Source organism: Longimicrobiaceae bacterium (genome assembly GCA_036375715.1).
Taxonomy (GTDB): domain Bacteria; phylum Gemmatimonadota; class Gemmatimonadetes; order Longimicrobiales; family Longimicrobiaceae; genus DASVBS01.
Window position 1 is genome coordinate 11,563 of record DASVBS010000084.1, and the last position, 17,762, is coordinate 29,324.

The window sequence follows — 17,762 nt, forward strand, 5'->3', positions numbered from 1 at the left end:
GAACTAAGTTTCGGCCGGCTCCTGGACGGGCGGCTGAAGAGGTAAGAAGACTCGGATCGTGGTTCCTTTGCCGACGCGACTTTCTGCACTGATCGTGCCCCCATGAGCGTCGACGATTTCTCGCGAGATGGCCAGCCCCAGTCCCGATCCCACCGAGCGGGGCTGCGCCTCGTTGTCAACCTGGAAGAACTTCTCAAAGATACGCGGCAGCTTGTCCGCGGGCACACCTACACCGGTATCGCTGATTGCGATCCCGATCCCCCCATCGGCCGACCCCGCCATCATGCGGATCCGACCGTGGCGCGGGGTGAACTTGAAGGCGTTGGAGAGCAGGTTGCCGATCACCTCGTTCAGCCGATCGGCGTCGCCCTGGATCGTCTTCGGCAGGTCGGGCGCCAGGTGCACGCCGAAGTCGATCTCGTTCTGCACCGCCAGCGCCTCGAAGCTGGTCGCCAGCTCCTCCAGAAACGGCCGTAGCTCGATCTCCTTGATCTCCAGCCGCCCACCGCCCGCCTCGAAGCGGCTCACGTCCAGGAGCTGCTGGATCAGCCTTGCCAATCGATCCGTCTGATCGCCCACCGAGATTAGGGTCTTCCGCTGCTCCTCGGACAGCTCGCCGTAGATGCCGTCGAGCAGCAGGGAGAGATAGCCCTTGATCACCGAGAGCGGTGTCTTCAGCTCGTGCGAGGCGACCGAGACGAACTCCGCCTTCAGCCGGTCCAGCTCGGCAAGCTGCTCCGTCATCCGGTGGAAGGAGTGCGACAGATCGCCGAGCTCGTCCGAGCGCTCCGGGATATCCTCGAGCTGCGGGGTGAAGTCTCCCGCCGCCACGACCGCCATTCCCCGCCGCAGTCGCTGGATGGGGACCAGCAGGCTACGCGTCAGCCACCCGCCAAGGACCAGGGCGGCGGTGAGCGCGATGCCCAGGGCGAGCATGGTGATCTGCGCGGCCTGCGACGCGGCGTCGCTCGCCTCGTCCACCTGCCGCTGCCCCACCGCATCGATCTGGTTGGCGATGGCGTTGATCGCCTGCTGGGTGCGCGCCGCCAGCGAATCGGTGTACTGGGTCCGGAAGGTGTCGGCCGCCTCCACCTGACCCGCACCCATGAGCAGGTGCTCGTGGGCGAAGGCAGCACGCAGCGAGTCCCACTTCGCCCGCGCGGCTTCGGTCACATCGGCGTAGGGGCCGACGGCCAGGCTATCGAGCTGTCGCTCGATGCGCCGCGCGTGCTGCGTCTCCATTCGGGCCGCCTCGGCGAACTCCGGAGAATCCGCGGAGCGCGCCAGCGCCAGGTGGATCCGGGCGCTGTTGCTCATGTCGCGGAAGGCCGACTGCAGCTCGCCGAGCTTCAGTGCTCGCTCGGCGTTGCGCAGGCTGATGTCGGAGATGTCGTCGCGGAGCTCGTAGAGGGAGTTCACCGCCACCGTGGCGGGGGCCGCCAGGATGACCGCGATGACGACCAGCGTGATGACGAACCTTTCGCGAAGCCTCATTGCTCTTCCCGCTTCGCGTCGTCCCACAGGGTGTCCAGCTCCTGCAGACCTGCCTGGCCGACCACCACCCCCCGCTCGCGCGCAAGGCGCTCGAGCGCTGCGAAACGTCGACGAAATTTGCGGTTGGCGCGGGCGAGCGCGGTAGGCGCATCCACCTGCGCGAGACGGGCGAGGTTCACCACCGAGAAGAGCAGATCTCCGATCTCGTCCTCCAACGCGGCGGCGTTGGCCGTGTCCAGCTCCGCGCCGACCTCATCGATCTCCTCCCGCACTTTCTTCCATGCTCCTCTCGGCTCTGGCCAATCGAATCCTACTCGAGCCACCTGTGCCTGCAGTCGCTCCGCCTGTCGCAAAGGATCGGGTCCGGGGGCGATGTCCTCCAGCAAGCCCTTCTCGGAGGCCTCGGCCGGCTGACGCGCGGCCCGCTCCTCCGCCTTGATCTCTTCCCAGGAACGCGCCGCCCCGTCCCCGTAGAGGTGCGGGTGACGTCGGCGCATCTTCTCCTCGAGCGAGGCGACGACCTGCTGGCGGGTGAAATCGCCCTTCTCCTCGGCGATCACCACCTGGAAGGCAAGGTTGAGCAGGAGGTCGCCCAGCTCATCGCGCAGACCCCGCGGATCGTTGCGCTCGATGGCGTCGACCACCTCGTGGGCCTCCTCCAGGAGGAAACGGCGCAGAGAGTGCGGGGTCTGCGCGGCGTCCCACGGGCATCGTTCACGCAGAAACTCGACCAGCGCCAGGGCACGGTCGAGCGCTCCCTCGGGGTGAGGAATGGGCGGAAAGTCTGCTTGCGAGTCGCTCACTGTCGGCCTATACTACATCGCTTGTGTCCGACCCGTCAACTGCTTCCCGGTCACGCGCTTGGGTCGAGGTTCGCCTCGATCGCCTCCGCGCGAACGCCCTCGCCGTCCAGCGCGCCGTCGGTAGCCGGACGGCGCTCGTTCCCATGGTCAAAGCCGACGCCTACGGGCTCGGCATGGGTGCCGTCGTCGACGCGCTGCAGGCCCTTCCCGATCTGCGCGGGCCCTGGGCGTTCGGGGTCGCGGCTGTGCAGGAAGGGGAGGCGCTGCGCGTTCATGGATGGCGAGGCCGCGTGCTGGTCTTCTCTCCGCTGTGGCCGGAGGAGCTCGCGGGGGCCGCGGAGGCGGGGCTGACGCCCTGCCTGTCCAGCGTGGATGCGGTGGAGCACTGGGCGGCGATCGCGCGTCGGCGCGCGGAGACGCTCCCTTTCCACGTGGAGGTCGACACGGGCATGGGGCGTGCGGGCCTCCCCGCCGACCGTGCCGCGGAGTGGGGAAAAGCGGTGGCAGCCGTCGCGGACGGTGCGCTTCGCTGGGAGGGGTGCTACACCCACTTCCACTCGGCGGACGAGCCGGACCTGGCCCCGACCGACCTGCAGCGCGCCCGCTTCGAGCGCGCGTTGGAGGCGCTGCCGCCCGCGATCCGGCGTGAGCTGAGGGTGCACTCGGCGAACAGCGCGGCCGCCCTGCGCCGCGGGGGATTCGGAGACGACCTCGTGCGCCCGGGGATCTTCCTTTACGGCGGAGGGGTAGGGGCGGCGGTGAGCCCGCAGCCGGTGGCGTCGGTGCGGGCTCGCCTGGTCCTGGTGCGGGAGGTGCCCGAGGGCGCCACCGTCGGCTATGGCGCCACGTACACGGCGCGGCGGCCGGAGCGGTGGGGCACGCTCAGCATCGGATACGGTGACGGCCTGCCGCGCGCCCTCTCCCCGGGCGGTGGCGCTGCCCTGGTGCGGGGTCGACGGGTGCCGATCATCGGCCGCATCTCGATGGACCTGACGACCGTGGACCTCACCGACGTGCCGGAGGCGAGAGTCGGCGACATCGCTACCCTTCTCGGCCAGGACGGGGAGGAGGAGATCACCGTCGACGAGGTGGCGCACCGGGTAGGCACGATCTCTTACGAGATTCTCACCGGGTTGACGCGGCGGCTGCCGCGCGAGTACCTGGATTCTCCTCCCGCGAGCTGACCGTGAGCCGAGGCGGGAGGTTCAAGCCGCCGGATCGATCCGGGGCCGGATCAAGGGGCCGGAAGACGCGATCATCGCCCGCGGGAGCATCGCTCCCGGGGGCGTTCACATCCTCAAAGCCGTAATGCGAGACCTGATCCGCAGGACCCTCCGCGGCGCCTCCGCACTGGCGGTGACCGGCGCGTTGATGGCCTGTGACAACGAGATCCCGACCGCGACGGGCTCCGATCTCTTCCCCGGAGGCCTCACCCCGACCACGCTGCTCGCCGAGTTCGGTGGCAGCGACTTTCTGCTGAGCGAGGAGGTCTTCCGCGGCTTCGGCGACCCGCGCCTCAGTCCTTTCTTGCTGGTCGGCAACGATTTCGACGGGGAGTTCGACGCCCACACCCTCGTCCGCTTCACCGCAATTCCCGATACCGTCTCGTACACAGACGACGGGGCGCCGCAGCGCGCGGAGATCGAGAACTACGCGGGCGGACGGGTGCTCGTGCACGTCGACAGCCTGGCCACCACCCCTCGGGGCACCATCCGGCTGCTGCTCTGGGAGCTGGACCAGGCGTGGGATAGCTCCAGCGTGAGTTGGGAGCGCGCCGTCGACAACGAGGAGCAGCAGGTCCCCTGGACGACTCCAGGCGGGACCACCGCGCGCTTGATCGGCTCGGAGTTCTGGATTCCCGGCGACACCGCGCAGGCCGACACCGTCGCCTTGCCCCTCGACTCGCTGGCCGTGGCGCGGATGCGCACGGAGGGCCACCCGGGACTCATGATCACCAGCGACCAGCCCGGGGTGCGAGTGAAGGTGACAGGGCTGGTCTTCGCCGGGGATGCCCGCCCCGCGGGCAACCCCGACACCCTCGTCGAGGTCAGATCAGAGGAGCGGGTCGACGCCTTCATCTTCACTCCGGAGACGCCGGAAAACCCCGACGTCCTGGCGAGCGGGGGGCTGCGCGGCGACCGGTCGCTGGTGACCATCCGTCTGGACCAGGAGGTGGAAGCGTGTCCGGAGGATGGCGGCGAGTGCACGGTGATGCCGCTGCGCGACATCACCCTCAACCGGGCGCAACTCGTGCTGCAACCGGTGCCGGTGCCGGGAGGACACCGACCGGTGGCGACCCCTACCGTTCAGCTTCGCCGGGTGGCCGAGCCGCACCTCGGGCGCCTGGCCCCGCTGGGCCCACTGGTCGCAAGCGATACAATCTCTCCGGCCGCTCTGGAGGAGGGCGGGGAGGAGTTCACCCTCGATCTGACTACCGCGCTCCTGCAGTTCCTTGCCCTGCAGCGCAGCGCCATCGCGAACGGTGAGGAGCCGGAGACGCAGATGAGCCTGGCCCTGCTGACGAGCTTCCAGGTTCCCGACCTGGGCCTTCTCTGGTTCGAACGCTCGCCACGGCTCCGGGTGATCTACACGCTGCCCCTGAACCCGGCGCTGCCATGATGTGCGTGAGTCTTTCCCGTCTTCGTCGCGCCGGCCTCGTCGTCGCCCTGAGCGGCGCCCTGTTCGGGCCGCTGGGAGCCGGGGTGGCTGCCGCCCAGTCGCTCTTCTCGACCGGCGGCCTCGGTCTGGTCACCGATCCCCAGGACGCGCGCGGCGCGGCCCTGGGCGGCACGTCTCTCGGACTTCCCGGACCGGAGCTGTCGTGGGACAACCCCGCGGGCGCGGTGGGACTGCCAGCGGCGGGTCTCCGCGTCTCCTTTCAACTCGATGGCTTCGAGGCCGATTTCTCGGGTCGCAACAGCAGCGCCTCCACCGCTCGCTTCCCGCTGATCATAGGGGCCTTCCCCTTCGGGGACCGGTGGGTGGTGACCGCCGGGTTCGCAGGCTTCCTGGATCAGAACTGGGCCTTCGAGGAGCAGGACACGCTGATCATCGCCGGCGACTCGGTACCGGTGCTCGACCGGATCACCTCGGACGGTGGCGCCTCCCGCCTGCGCTTGGGAGCGGGGTACCGGCTTACCCCCTCGCTCACCATCGGGGTGGGTGGGGAGCTGTTCACGGGCGGGCTCGAGCGGGTCTCGGGGCGGATCTTCCCCGGCCAGAGCTCCCCCGCCTGCTGCGCGGCATCCTGGACCTACTCGGGAACCGGGATGGTGGCGAGCATCGACTACACGCCCTCGGAGGCGCTGACGGTCGCGGTGTCCGGCTCCATGGGGGGCTCGCTGGAGGCGGAGGTGAGCTCGGGACCCGGGGCGACGGATCGCAAGTACGATCTGCCAACGATGTTCAGCGTCGGCACCAGTGGTCGGGTGGCGCCCAGCGTGCTGGTGACCCTGGGGGGGCAGTGGGCCGGGTGGTCGTCGCTCGACGAAGCGCTCGCGGAAGAGGGAGGGGCGCGCGATAGCTGGTCGCTACAGGGCGGGGTCGAGCTGGAGGCGCTTCAGCTTTTCGGTCAGACCATCCCTCTCCGCGTCGGGGGACGGACCGAGCGGCTCCCGTTCCGCTTCACGGGGTCGGAGAACGATTGGGCAAGTGAAACCGCCGCCACCGCCGGTACGGGGCTCGTGCTGGGTGGTGGCGCCGCGCGGTTGGACTTTTCCGTGGAGCGCGGGCGCCGCGGCAGTGACGCCGCGGGCCTGGAGGAGTCCTACTGGCGATTCCTCTTTTCTGCGACCGTGTTGGGCCGGTGAACGCGGAACCTGTCGTCGCGCCGCTGATCCTGGTGGTGGATGACAATCCGCTCAACGTGGAGCCTCTGTGCGATCTGCTGGAGGCGATGGGCTACCGCGTCGACCGCGCGCTGGACGGGGCCACCGCTCTCCGCCTCGCCCATGAGCGCCAGCCGGACCTCGTTCTCCTGGACATCATGATGCCGGGGATGAACGGTCTCGAGGTCTGTACGCGCCTGCGCGAAGATCCGGCGACCGCGCGCATCCCCGTCGTTTTCGTCACCGCCCTCTCCGAGACCGAGGACAAGCTCCGGGCCATCGAGGCCGGCGGCGATGACTTCCTCACCAAGCCCTTCAATCGCACGATCCTGCTGGCGCGAGTTCGCTCGCTGCTGCGCCTCAAGGCGGCGCGCGATGAGCTCGAGAATTCTTATCGTAAGCTGCAGGCAATGGAGCGGCTGAAGGACGATCTGATGAAGATGATCGTCCACGACCTGAAGTCGCCGCTGACCGCCATCCTGGCCACCCTGGAGATGGCCGTGGATGGGGACTTCGGGCAGCTCACCGAGGAGCAGAGTCGAGTGCTGGCCGACGCGCACGAGCGCGGCGGCGACGCGCTCGCGCTGATCGACGACCTGCTCGAGCTGACCCGCCTGGAGGAATCGCACCTGCTGCTCAACCCGCAACGGTTGGACGCGGGCGAGCTGCTGCGCGAGGTCGCCGAGGCGTGGCGGGTGCGGGTGGAGCAGCAGGGGGCGCGGCTGGAGGTCCACCCGGTCGACGGCCTCGGCTTCGAGGCGGACGTTCACCTGCTGCAGCGCGTCTTCTCGAACCTGATCGGGAACGCCCTGCGGCACGCCGGCAGCGGGATCACGATCGAGCTGCGTGTCCGGCCGTCGAACGATCCGCCCGGGGTGGTCTTCACCGTTGCCGACAACGGGGTCGGCATCTCCCCCGCCTACCACGAGGCCGTCTTCCGCAAGTTCAGCGCGATACCGAAATCGGGACGGAAGCCCACGTCGGGTCTGGGGCTGACTTTCTGCAAGCTTGCGGTGGAGGCGCACGGGGGACAGATCTGGTTGGAGAGCCAGGTCGGCAAGGGGAGCGCCTTTCACTTTCTGCTTCCCCCCTGTCTGCCGCCGGAGCTCGCCGCCGCCGAGCGCCCGGCGGCGGATCTCGCCGCTCCGGAGGGTCCGCAGCCGTGAGCGAGGGCGCGGCGGGAATGCAGGTAAAGCGGCCATATCCTGGCCTTTTCCTTGCATTTGAGGGGGTCGAAGGATCCGGGAAGAGCACCCAGACGCGCCTTCTCGCGGAGGACCTCACCCGGGCCGGCTACGAGGTCACCGTCGCGCGCGAGCCGGGGACCACTCCGCTGGGGGAAAGGATCCGGTCGATCGTGCTGGAGGGGGCGGACCTGGAGATCCCCGGCCGGAGCGAGCTGTTCCTCATGCTGGCGGCGCGGGCGGCCTTCGTGGACCAGGTGGTGCGGCCCGCCCTGGAGGCGGGACGGATCGTCATCTCCGACCGGTTCGAGCTCTCGACCCTGGCCTATCAGGGGGCGGGGCGCGGCGTACCGGTGGAGGAGATTCAGCGGGCGAACCGCCTGGCCACGGGCGGTCTCTCTCCCGATGCCACGATCCTGCTGAGCCTGGACCCCGAGGAGGGGGTGCGAAGGCAGGATGCCGTGTCCAAGCGGCGCGACCGGCTGGAGCGCGAAGGGATCGAGTTCCACCGTCGGGTCGCCCGTGGATACGAAGAGCTGGCCGAGCGGGTAGCGGGCGTGGTGCGCGTCGATGCGGCCGGCTCGATCGAGGAAGTCAGGATGGGTGTGCGGCGGGCGCTCAGCTCTCGCTTCCCAGAAACATTCCCCTTGTGAGGGTTTACCAAACACAGTCCGGATCCGGCCTGACCGGGCGTCGCTGATCACTAGCCGTCGGAGGATGCATGAAGCTGAAGCGGACATTCCTTGGTCCGGTCCTCGTCGCCCTGGTCGCCTTCATCTCCGGGGGGTGGCTGCTGCAACACCAGGTGGCGGTGGCGAACGGCGTGGATGAGAGGATCTTCAACGAAATCCTCTCGCGCGTTGCGCGCGACTACGTGGACGAGCATTCGCAGGAGGAGCTCTACCAGATGGCGGTGGATGGCCTCCTCTATGAGCTCGGCGACCCGCATACCAGCTTCATGTCTCGCGAGGCGTACGAGGACCTGCGGGTGCAGACCACCGGCGAGTACGGCGGCCTGGGCATCCAGATCGCGGAGCGCGGAGGCTGGATCACGGTGATCGCCCCGTTGCCGGGCACTCCCGCCGAGCGCGCCGGGTTGCGTGCGGGCGATCGCATCATCGAGGTCGAGGGCAAGTCGACGGAGGGGTGGAGCGACGAGGACGCGGTGAAGGTGCTGCGCGGCCCCAAGGGTTCGCCGGTGAGCATCCGCATCGCGCGGCCGGGGGTGGACGAGCCGATCCCCTTCACCATCGTACGCGACGAGATCCGAGTGAAGTCGGTGCAGTACGCGTACATGCTCCAGCCAGGAATCGGCATCGCGCGGCTGAACGTGTTCGCGGAGACCTCGACCTCGGAGTTGCAGCGCGCGATCGAAGATCTGCGCTCCCAGGGCATGAAGGGCCTGATCCTCGACCTCCGGACGAACCCGGGCGGGCTACTCGACCAGGGGGTGCAGGTGGCGGATCTCTTCCTCGAGCCGGGCCAGACGATCGTGGAGACTCGCGGCCGGGATCCGCGCGACAACGAGACCTTCACCGCGGCGAAGCCGGACCTGCTGCCGGGTATCCCGATGGTCGTGCTGGTGGACGAATACTCGGCGAGCGCGGCGGAGATCGTGGCCGGGGCGCTGCAGGACCACGACCGGGCGCTGGTGATCGGCTCGCCGACCTTTGGTAAGGGCTCGGTGCAGACGCTCTTCCCGCTGTCCGGCGGAAACTTCCTGAAGATGACCACCGGGCGCTGGTATACGCCGGTCGGGCGCTCCATCCAGAAGGAGCGCCGCAGCCGGGAGCAGGAAGAGCTGACGGCGCTCCTGGAAGAGGAGGCGATCTCCGAGGAGGGGCATCCAGTTCCCGCTGGTGAGGCCGTCGACACCGCCATGCGCCGGCCGTATCGGACCGACAGCGGCCGCATCGTGTACGGTGGCGGCGGCATCGTCCCCGACCTGCTCGTCAAGCCGGACACGCTGACCGAGCGGGAGCGCGAGTTCTTCTCCACCATTGCCAAGGGTGGCAGCAAGTTCAACGACGCGATCTTCCGCTACGCGGTGGATTACGTGCGCGAACACCCCGAGCTCCAGCGCGGTTTCGACGTTACCGACGCGATGTTCGAGGAATTCTACCAGCGCCTGACCGAGTCCGGCCTCGAGGTGCCGCACGAGCAGTACGTGGACGCCGATCGCTGGGTGCGCCAGCGCCTCGGCTACGAGATCGCGCTCGCCAAGTGGGGGTCCGCGGTCGCCTCGCAGCGCAGCAACGCCGACGACCGGGTCGTGCGCACGGCGGTAGACCTGCTGCGGCAGGCGAACAGCCAGCAGGCGCTCTTCGAGTTGGTGGAGCAGCGCCAGCAGCAGGCAGCGCGGTGATCGGACTGGGCCCGGCGCGGGTGTCGACCGGGTAGCGGCCGTAGCAACGGCGGGAAAGGCCGGCGGGGGAAGGGGAGGGGTCCCCTTTCTCCGCCGGCCTCGCGTTGCGGGCTCGGGTGCACGGCTCCAGCGAAGGAGAGGGAGGTGAGCGAAGCGGCGACGGGCGCGGGGCTCGAAGTGCAATCCAGCGGAGGAAGGCTGCCGGGGGGTGCGGCAGGGCACGATGAGCGGCCGCCGGTCGCTCCGGCGCTCGTTCTGCTCGCCTCGGTGTTTGCGGTGAGCTGGGCGGGGCCTCTGGTGCGCTTCGCGACGGCGCCCGCGCTGGCGATCTCCTTCTGGAGGCTCGCCTTCTCCTGCGGGCTGATCGGCGGGCTTCTGCTGGCGCGCGGCGAGTGGCGGGAGCTGAGGGGGCTGGGACGGCGGAACTGGCTGCTCTCCGTGCTGGCGGGAGCCTTCCTGGCGGCACACTTCGTTACCTGGATCGCCTCGTTGGAGCTGACCACGGTGGCGGCGTCGGTGCTGCTCGTCTCCACGCAGCCGTTGTGGGTAGCGCTCCTCTCCATTCCGCTGCTGGGCGAGCGTCCGCGGCCGGTGCAGTGGCTAGGGATCGCCGTGGCGGTGCTGGGCGCTGGATGGGTGGGCTGGGGGGACCTGGGGCAGGGAATCGGCAGCATCCGCGGGGATCTGCTGGCCCTCTCGGGTGCGATTCTGGCGGCGTTCTATTACGTTCTCGGCCGTGGCCTGCGCCGGCGCATGACGATCTGGCCCTACGTGGGCGTCGTGTACGGGGCCGCCACGCTGGTGCTGCTGCTGGCGATACTGGCGGTCGGCACCCCCTTCGTCGGATATCCGGGAACCGACTGGCTGGTCTTCCTGGCGCTTGCGGCCGGGCCGATGATGATCGGCCACACCGGCCAGAACTGGGCCCTGCGCTACCTGCCAGCGTACGTCGTCAACCTGTCCCTGCTGGGCGAACCCGTCGGGGCCACGCTGATCGCCTGGGTGCTGCCGGGGATCCGCGAAGTCCCCCCGCCGTCGGTGCTCGCCGGGGGCGGGCTGATCCTGCTCGGCATCATCCTGGGAATGCGGAGACGCTGAACGATGGCCGAACCGGTCGTGGAGATGGTTCGGGGAACCGTGGTCGAGTCGCAACACCGGGTACACGCCGCGGTCGTGGACGCGGAGGGGCGGATACGCGCCTCGGTTGGCGATCCGGACCTGGTGACCTTCATCCGCTCCGCCGCGAAGCCCTTTCAGGCGCTGCCGGTGATCTCGGACGGGGCGATGGACCGCTTCGGGGTGACCCTCGAGGAGCTGGCGGTGGCCTGCGGGTCCCACTCGGGCGAGGCGCGGCACGTACGTGTGGTGACCTCCTTGCTGCAGCGGATCGGTCTGGACGCGGAGGCGCTCGCCTGCGGGCCGCACCCGCCCTTCCACGCTGCCTCACGGCGCGAGCTGGCGGAAGCAGGTCTCGAGCCGGGGCGGCTGCACAATGCCTGTTCCGGGAAGCACGCCGCCATGCTCTCCGTGGCGCGCGTCAACGGGTGGAGCACCGCCGGCTACGAGCATCCCGAGCACCCCGTGCAGGCGCGCATGATCGCCGAGCTGGAGCGCTGGCTAGGCCTGCCGCCCGAGGCGATGGCCATGGGCACCGACAACTGCGCGGCGGTGACCGTGGGCGTGCCGCTGCGCAGCACGGCCTACGGCTACGCGCGGCTGGCGCAGGCGGCGCGTGTGGGCGAGCGAGAGCCCACCTACGTGGTGGGGGCCATGACCAGCTATCCCGAGATGGTGGGGGGCGAGGGTCGGCTCTGCACCGAGCTGATGACGGTGGCCGCGGGACGGCTCTTCGCCAAGGCCGGCGCCGAGGGGGGCTACTGCGTGGGCGTGCCCGGCGCCGAGCTGGGGATCGCCATGAAGATCGAGGACGGCGCACAGCGGGCAGTCGGCCCCGCGATCCTGGCGATCCTGCGCGAGCTGGACCTCATCTCCGAGGACGACCTCGGCCGCCTGCTGCACCACGCCTACCCCGAGGTGGTGGACACCAGGGGAGAGGTGGTGGGACAGGTGCGGGCGAGGGTGCAGGTGTGTCCGCGCGGGGCGGGGTGACAAGGTGAACGGGTGAACGGGTGAACGGGTGAACGGAGGTGCCGGAGCGGCCCCAAGCGTCACAGTGGGCCCGGTGGGAGATCCCAAGCGGGGCTGTCGGGGCCGCTCGATTCTCCGAGTGCACCACGCGGGTGAGCGGACGCTCACCTCCCTCACCCTGTTACCTTGTCACCTTGTCACCCCGTCACTCCCCCTCTCCTTGTCCCGCCGGCCGGCCGGCCCCCACTCCGCTCCCCGCCCCCGCGGCCCCGCGTTTGCCCATCTAGAGGAGTCAATGGCCGCGGATGTAAGCCAGGGCCGGCGGCAGCGCCCGCCGGTCGTGTGCGACATACACACGGGCGTAGCCCAGGATAACGATGTTTCTTGATCAGGCGATCATCGAGGTGACGGCGGGCCGAGGCGGCGAAGGGGCGGTGAGCTTCCGCCGCGAGGCGTACATACCCCTGGGCGGGCCGGACGGGGGAGATGGAGGGAAGGGCGGTGATGTCGTCCTCGAGGTGGACCCGCAGATGTCCACGCTGCTCGACTACCGCTACCGGCAGAAGTACCAGGCGCCTTCGGGGAAGAGGGGGTCGGGGTCGAAGCGGACGGGTGCGGCAGGGGAGGACCTGGTGCTGCGCGTCCCGCCGGGTACGGTGGCGCGGGACGCCGATACCGGGGAGGTGCTGGGCGAGCTGCTGCATCCCGGCGATCGGCTGGTGGTCGCGGCGGGGGGCCGCGGAGGGCGCGGCAACGCCTACTTCGCCACCGCCACCAACCAGGCGCCCCGCTACGCCCAGCCGGGCCAGGAGGGGGAGTCGCGCCGGCTCGAGCTGGAGCTCAAGCTGATCGCCGACGTGGGGTTGGTGGGCGAGCCGAACGCCGGCAAATCCACCTTCCTTGCCGCCGTCTCCGCGGCGACGCCGAAGATCGCCGACTATCCTTTCACCACCCTCACCCCGAACCTGGGCGTAGTCCAGCTCTCCGGGGGGCGTACCTTCGTGGTGGCAGACATCCCGGGGATCATCGAGGGCGCCCACGAGGGCCGCGGCCTCGGACACCGCTTCCTGCGTCACATCGAGCGCACGCGCACCCTGGCGCTGCTCATCCCGGCGGACGACCTCGACCCGCAGGTGACCTACGACCGGTTGCGGGCAGAGCTGCGCAGCTACTCGGAGGAGCTCGCGGAAAAGCCGTTCTGTGTGATCTTCACCAAGGCGGACCTGCTGCCCACCGACTGGCCGACCCCCTCGGTTGATGCTTCTGAGGCGTGGGGTCAGTTCCTGGTCTCGTCGGTCGCCCGACAGGGCCTGGAGCCGGTGCTCGAGGCGCTCTGGACCCGAGCCCACGACGAGGGCGCCCCGGTGGAGGCGGCCTCGGACGAGCCCTGGGAGCCGTGACGCCGTGGCCCTCAGCGAAGCGGCGCTGGAGCCGCTCCTCCGACTCTCCCTCGCCAGCGGGGTGGGACCGCAGCGACTCACCTCGCTGATCCGGCATTTCGGCGAGGCAGAGCGCGTGCTGGCCACCCCCGCCCGGGAGCTGGCCCTCCTGCCGGGGATGAACGCCTCCGTGGCCGCCGCCATCGCGGCGCAGGCCGGCCCCGCCGGCAGGGCCTCGACCCGGCGTGCGCTACAGGCGATCCGCCACGCCGGTGCGGTCGCCCTCACCCAGGACGATCCGCTGTACCCAGAGCCCTTCCGGGTGGTGACCGAACCGCCGTACCTGCTCTTCGCCTCGGGCCGGCTCGAGTACCTGCGGGCCCCCGCGGTGGCGATCGTCGGTACCCGTACCCCCACCCCCTGCGGCCGAGATGCGGCCACCCGCTTCGCCGCGGGGCTCGCGCGCAGCGGCTACGCGGTCGTGAGCGGGATGGCCCGCGGCATCGACAGCGCCGCTCACACGGGCGCGCTCGAGGGGGGAGGCCCCACCATCGGCATCCTCGGGCACGGGATCGACGTGGTCTATCCGCCGGAGAGCCGCGCGCTCTTCGCGGGCGTACGCGAGCGGGGCCTGCTAGTCTCCGAATTCGCCCCGCGCGAGAAGCCGCGTCCGGGGAATTTCCCGCGGCGCAACCGGCTGATCGCGGCGCTCTGCCAGGGTGTGGTGGTGGTGGAGATGGGCCTTCGCAGCGGGGCGCAGCACACGGTGGGTTACGCCCTCGAGCTGGGGAAGGAAGTCATGGCGGTGCCGGGAGCGATCGATTCTCCTCAGAGCGAAGGGACGAACCAGCTCATCCGCGACGGCGCTCGCGCCGTCACCTGCGTGCAGGAGGTACTGGAGGAGCTGGAAGGGGTATCCGCGACGGCGCCCCGGCCACGGCTGGAACGGGCGGCGGATCCACCCGCGTTGCCGCTCTTCGATGCCACCCAGGAGTCGGTCTACCGCGCCCTGGAGCCGTCCCCCAAGCACGTGGACGCACTCGTGGGGGAGACCGGCATCGGGTCCGGGGTATTGCTGGCCACCCTGCTCGACCTCGAGCTGCAGGGTGTGGTGGAAGCGCTGCCGGGCCAGCGTTATCGCCGTCTGCGCGCGGAGTGAATCTGATGGTCCCGCGGTCGCTCTACGTGCACGTTCCGTTCTGCGTGCGCCGCTGCTCGTACTGCGATTTCGCGGTGCATGCGACCCCGCGTCCGCCCGTCGACGACTGGTTGGATGCGGTGACCGCCGAGCTGGACCTCCAGATTGCACACTACGGCTGGCGGGCCCCCCTCTTCCTCGACACCCTCTACATTGGCGGCGGGACGCCGTCGCTGCTCGGGCCGCGAGGGATGCTACGACTGCGGGAGCGGCTGGAGCGGGTGGCGGAGTGGGACCCCGAGGGGGTGGAGTGGACCGCGGAGGCCAACCCCGAGAGCTTCACCCCTGATGTCGCGCAGGGGTGGCGCGAGGCGGGCGTGAACCGGTTGTCGCTCGGCGTGCAGACCTTTCACGAGCCGACCCTGCGCTGGATGGGGCGCATGCACGGTCCCGAGGGGCCGGTGCGGGCGATGGAGGCGGCCCGGGCGGCGGGCTTTCGCAACGTGAGCCTCGACCTGATCTTTGGTCTGCCCGAGCGGCTGGGGCGGAGCTGGGAGGGGGACGTGGAGGGGGTACTGGCGCTCGAGCCGGAGCACATCTCTCTCTACGGTCTCACCGCCGAGGCCGCGACGCCGCTCGGCCGGTGGGTGCGTGAGGGGCGCGAGGTCCTCGCCGATGAGGACCGCTACGCGCGCGAGTACCTGCACGCACACGCTCGGCTGACCCAGGCGGGGTTCGAGCACTACGAGGTCTCGAACTTCGGACGGGAGGGTCACCGATCCCGCCACAACTTCATCTACTGGACAGGGGCACCTTATGCCGCGCTGGGGCCCGGCGCGCACGGGTTCCGGCCTCCGGTGCGAAGCTGGAACTTGAGGGATTGGGAAGCATATAGACATGCGATCGGGCGGGGCGCGCTTCCCCTGGAGGGCGAAGAGGTTGTGGGGGACGAGGATGCGCGCCTCGAGCAAGTGTGGCTGGGGCTGCGCACGGTCGAAGGAATCCCAACAAAGGATATCAACGAGGTACAGCGGGACCTCGTGGGGCTCTGGGCGCAGCAGGGGTGGGCGCGAGAGGAGTCCGGCCGCGTCCGTCTGACGGCGGAGGGATGGCTCCTGCTCGATCGTCTCGCCGTGGACTTCGCCGCAGCGGGCGAGGTGAGTTGACCGAACTTCATCCCGAGAGCAGATTTTCCGCAGTTGATCCGACCGGTCGAGCCGATGAAGCCACAGCCGCTTACCGAACGCGAACAGCTCGTGCTCGAGGCGGTGATCCGGAGCTACGTGGAGACGGCCGAGCCCGCGGGGAGCCGCACCGTCGTGCGCCGCTTCAACCTGGGCATCTCGCCGGCCACGGTCCGGAACACCATGAGCGACCTCGAGGACAAGGGGTATCTGTTTCACCCGCACACGTCCGCGGGGCGTTTGCCCACGGACCGTGCGTACCGGGTGTACGTGGATTCGCTCCTGGAGCAGCCGCGCGTTCCGGTCGAAACGGAGTCTCTGCGGCAGGAGCTCGAGGCGGCGGGTGATCGCTCCGCGGTCGAGGTGGTGATCCGGCGGGCGGCGCAGGTTCTCGGTGTGGTGACGCAAGAGCTGGGGATCGCGAGCAGCCCTCAGCTCGCCGAAACGGAGCTCGAACGGATCGAGCTGGTGGCGATTGCCGGTGGGAAGATCCTGTTGGTGATGACGCTGCGCTCGGCGGGGGTGCGCACCGTGTTCGTCGACGTTCCGGCCGAGCTGCCGCAGTCGACGCTGGTCTCCGTCACCCAGATCCTCAACGAGCGCCTGGCGGGACTTCCGCTCAGCGAGGTGCGCAAGTCGCTGTCGGCACGGCTACGGGACAGCTCGGGCGGAGATCCGGCGGCCACGGAGTTCCTGAACATCTTTATTCAATCGGCCGACGAGTGGCTGCAGTGGCCGCCGCCGGCTGGCGACGGCGTTCACCTCGGACGAGCCTCCGTGCTCGCCGACCAGCCCGAGTTCCAGCACGGCACCGGGCTGCGGAACCTGCTCGAGCTGACCGAGCGCACGGACCTCCTCAGCCGCGTCCTGGCCGCCCGCGTGGGCCAGGAGGGGCTGCAGATCAGCATTGGAACGGAGCACAAGAATCCCGAGCTGGCGGGTTTCACGGTCGTGACCTCCGAGTACAACGTCGGCGGCCTGCGGGGCGTGATCGGCGTGATCGGACCCACTCGTATGCCGTACGACCGCATCATCGGCCTGGTGGAAGGGACCTCCCGGCTGATCTCGGAGTTCCTGACCTGATATCGCCTGCTTCAGGAAACATATGAGGGATTACTATGAGGTGCTGGGGGTCCCGCGGAATGCGGACACGGAGGCCATCAAGAAGGCCTACCGCAAGCTCGCGCTGAAATACCACCCGGACCGCAACAACGGGGATAAAGAGTCCGAGGAGAAGTTCAAGGAGGCCACGGAAGCCTACGAGGTGCTGCGCGACCCCGAGAAGCGGGCCGCGTACGACCGCTACGGCCATGCGGGCGTGAAGGCCGGCGCCGGGGCCGGATCGGGCTTCGCCGGGTTCGGCTTCGAGGACGCGCTGAACATCTTCATGCGCGACTTCGGCGGTTTCGCCGGCTTCGAGGAGTTCTTCGGCGGGGGCAGCCGACGTCGTGCGCGTGCGCAGCGCGGGCAGGACATTCGCCTGCGGCTGAAGATCACGCTCGCGGAAGTCGCGACCGGCGTCGAGAAGCGGATCAAGGTGCGCCTGCTGGACCCCTGTTCTCGCTGCTCGGGCACGGGGTCGGCGTCGCCGGGCGGTCCGCAGGCCTGCGCAACGTGCGGCGGTGTGGGTGAGGTCCGGCGGGTACAGCGTAGCGTTTTCGGCCAGTTCGTCAGCTCCGGACCGTGCCCGACCTGCGGGGGCACCGGTCAGCAGATCGTCGATCCCTGCCCGGCCTGCCACGGGGACGGGCGGGAGCGGGTGGAGCGCACCATCAAGGTGGAGATTCCGCCCGGCGTCTCGTCGGATAACTACATCACGCTGCGAGGACAGGGGAGCATCGGGCCACGCGGAGGGCCGCGAGGGGACATCTTGGTCGTTCTGGAGGTTCAGGAGGATCCCCGCTTCATCCGTGACGGCGACGACGTCGTGCACGTCCTGCCGATCTCCTTCAGCCAGGCCGTGCTGGGGGCGGAGCTGGAGGTGCCCACGGTACTGGGCACGGAGAAGGTCACCATTCCGCCGGGGATCCAGTCGGGCGAGACCATCGTGCTGCGCGGCAAGGGGCTGCCGCACCTGGGCGGCGGCGGCCGGGGCGACCAGATCGTGCGGGTGCAGCTCTGGACCCCCCAACCCAGCGAGCTCACCGAGGAGCAGGAGGAACTCTTCCGTCGCCTCTCCGAGATCGAGGGAGCCCCTCCCGCCGAGGCCGACCGCAGTCGCGGCGGGTTCTGGAGTCGGGTCAAAGAGGCGATTACCGGGTAGGGCGGAGGAGGGGCGAACTGCGAACTACGAGCTACGA

15 protein-coding genes are annotated in these 17,762 nt (G+C 69.6%); 13 read left to right on the forward strand and 2 right to left on the reverse strand.

Annotated elements, in window-relative coordinates:
• Window positions 1-3: 3 nt before the first annotated feature.
• Window positions 4-1,494, reverse strand: a complete 1,491-nt coding sequence (locus tag VF167_18740) for an ATP-binding protein (protein HEX6927468.1) — start codon at window positions 1,492-1,494, stop codon at window positions 4-6.
• On the reverse strand, window positions 1,491-2,297 hold the full coding sequence (mazG, locus tag VF167_18745) for a nucleoside triphosphate pyrophosphohydrolase (GenBank protein ID HEX6927469.1): 807 nt from the start codon (window positions 2,295-2,297) through the stop codon (window positions 1,491-1,493). Before mazG ends, VF167_18740 begins: the two co-directional genes overlap by 4 nt.
• Window positions 2,298-2,320: 23 nt before the next feature.
• On the opposite strand from mazG, the gene alr reads away from it, so the two are divergent.
• From alr to dnaJ, 13 genes are all read left to right on the forward strand, one after another.
• Entirely contained in the window at window positions 2,321-3,481 is a 1,161-nt protein-coding gene (gene alr / locus VF167_18750; protein ID HEX6927470.1) for an alanine racemase, read from the forward strand.
• Window positions 3,482-3,605: 124 nt separating this feature from the next.
• Entirely contained in the window at window positions 3,606-4,916 is a 1,311-nt protein-coding gene (locus tag VF167_18755) for a hypothetical protein (protein HEX6927471.1), read from the forward strand.
• Window positions 4,917-4,921: 5 nt separating this feature from the next.
• Window positions 4,922-6,106: a hypothetical protein gene (locus VF167_18760; GenBank protein ID HEX6927472.1), complete on the forward strand. Its 1,185-nt coding sequence runs from the start codon at window positions 4,922-4,924 to the stop codon at window positions 6,104-6,106.
• The gene (locus VF167_18765) at window positions 6,103-7,290 is read left to right on the forward strand and encodes a response regulator (GenBank protein ID HEX6927473.1); all 1,188 of its coding nucleotides are present in this window, start codon (window positions 6,103-6,105) and stop codon (window positions 7,288-7,290) included. Before VF167_18760 ends, VF167_18765 begins: the two co-directional genes overlap by 4 nt.
• Window positions 7,287-7,961, forward strand: a complete 675-nt coding sequence (tmk, locus tag VF167_18770; GenBank protein ID HEX6927474.1) for a dTMP kinase — start codon at window positions 7,287-7,289, stop codon at window positions 7,959-7,961. Before VF167_18765 ends, tmk begins: the two co-directional genes overlap by 4 nt.
• A 68-nt stretch (window positions 7,962-8,029) precedes the next feature.
• Window positions 8,030-9,673 (forward strand): S41 family peptidase, encoded by a 1,644-nt coding sequence (locus tag VF167_18775; protein HEX6927475.1) that lies wholly within the window; start codon window positions 8,030-8,032, stop codon window positions 9,671-9,673.
• Between the two features lie 144 nt (window positions 9,674-9,817).
• Entirely contained in the window at window positions 9,818-10,771 is a 954-nt protein-coding gene (locus tag VF167_18780; protein ID HEX6927476.1) for a DMT family transporter, read from the forward strand.
• A 3-nt stretch (window positions 10,772-10,774) separates the two neighbouring features.
• Window positions 10,775-11,782 carry an asparaginase gene (locus VF167_18785; protein ID HEX6927477.1) on the forward strand — a complete coding sequence of 336 codons (1,008 nt, stop codon included), beginning with the start codon at window positions 10,775-10,777 and terminating at the stop codon, window positions 11,780-11,782.
• A 356-nt stretch (window positions 11,783-12,138) separates the two neighbouring features.
• Entirely contained in the window at window positions 12,139-13,161 is a 1,023-nt protein-coding gene (gene obgE / locus VF167_18790; GenBank protein ID HEX6927478.1) for a GTPase ObgE, read from the forward strand.
• 4 nt (window positions 13,162-13,165) lie between these two features.
• Window positions 13,166-14,299, forward strand: coding sequence for a DNA-processing protein DprA (dprA, locus tag VF167_18795; GenBank protein ID HEX6927479.1), 1,134 nt, complete (start codon window positions 13,166-13,168; stop codon window positions 14,297-14,299).
• A 5-nt stretch (window positions 14,300-14,304) separates the two neighbouring features.
• Complete coding sequence (gene hemW, locus VF167_18800) at window positions 14,305-15,444, forward strand: radical SAM family heme chaperone HemW (protein HEX6927480.1); 1,140 nt, start codon at window positions 14,305-14,307, stop codon at window positions 15,442-15,444.
• A 54-nt stretch (window positions 15,445-15,498) separates the two neighbouring features.
• Window positions 15,499-16,545, forward strand: coding sequence for a heat-inducible transcriptional repressor HrcA (gene hrcA, locus VF167_18805; protein HEX6927481.1), 1,047 nt, complete (start codon window positions 15,499-15,501; stop codon window positions 16,543-16,545).
• 22 nt (window positions 16,546-16,567) lie between these two features.
• Window positions 16,568-17,725 (forward strand): molecular chaperone DnaJ, encoded by a 1,158-nt coding sequence (gene dnaJ / locus VF167_18810; protein HEX6927482.1) that lies wholly within the window; start codon window positions 16,568-16,570, stop codon window positions 17,723-17,725.
• Window positions 17,726-17,762 lie beyond the last annotated feature (37 nt).

Coding starts and splice junctions, on each gene's coding strand:
- VF167_18740 (HEX6927468.1), bottom strand. CDS start 1,494: ATGAGGCTTCGCGAAAGGTTCGTCATCACGCTGGTCGTCATCGCGGTC.
- VF167_18755 (HEX6927471.1), top strand. CDS start 3,606: ATGCGAGACCTGATCCGCAGGACCCTCCGCGGCGCCTCCGCACTGGCG.
- VF167_18775 (HEX6927475.1), top strand. CDS start 8,030: ATGAAGCTGAAGCGGACATTCCTTGGTCCGGTCCTCGTCGCCCTGGTC.
- VF167_18785 (HEX6927477.1), top strand. CDS start 10,775: ATGGCCGAACCGGTCGTGGAGATGGTTCGGGGAACCGTGGTCGAGTCG.
- obgE (HEX6927478.1), top strand. CDS start 12,139: ATGTTTCTTGATCAGGCGATCATCGAGGTGACGGCGGGCCGAGGCGGC.
- hemW (HEX6927480.1), top strand. CDS start 14,305: ATGGTCCCGCGGTCGCTCTACGTGCACGTTCCGTTCTGCGTGCGCCGC.
- hrcA (HEX6927481.1), top strand. CDS start 15,499: ATGAAGCCACAGCCGCTTACCGAACGCGAACAGCTCGTGCTCGAGGCG.
- dnaJ (HEX6927482.1), top strand. CDS start 16,568: ATGAGGGATTACTATGAGGTGCTGGGGGTCCCGCGGAATGCGGACACG.